The sequence below is a fragment of the Sulfitobacter sp. HI0129 genome, from assembly GCF_001635395.1.
Taxonomy (GTDB): domain Bacteria; phylum Pseudomonadota; class Alphaproteobacteria; order Rhodobacterales; family Rhodobacteraceae; genus Sulfitobacter.
In genome coordinates, this window is sequence record NZ_LWGH01000150.1 from 1 (window position 1) to 369 (window position 369).

General features: G+C 61.8%; 1 protein-coding gene. It reads right to left on the bottom strand.

Features of this window, described 5'->3' with window-relative positions:
• On the bottom strand, positions 1 to 204 hold a 204-nt coding region (locus A3764_RS25800), incomplete at its 3' end, for a hypothetical protein (protein WP_236627984.1).
• Positions 205 to 369 lie beyond the last annotated feature (165 nt).

The window sequence follows — 369 nt, forward strand, 5'->3', positions numbered from 1 at the left end:
GAGCAGGCGCATGACGGTCGGTTCCCGCGCCAGTTCCTCGGCGGAGAGCCTCCCGCAGTTCTCCACGTCATACAAAGCCGCGAAAACGCAGGTTCCGTCTGCCATTCCGACAAAACTCGCAACATGGGGTCGGCCGGAAAGGGTACGGCCACCGGGCGCGCTGTGAATGTGCTGGTATCCGTCGAAAGCGAGGGGGTTGCGCATGAAGATATCCCCGAGTTTCGCGCGCAATTCCCGCTCCCGCGGGGTATGAAGCATGATGGTACAGCGTCTCGGTTCAAATCCGGCTTCTAGCAGTAGCTGGTTGAACCGGATCGGCATCGCCTCAGCCCTTCGGCGCGAGCAGTTTCAACGCTGCGCGGATCAGGG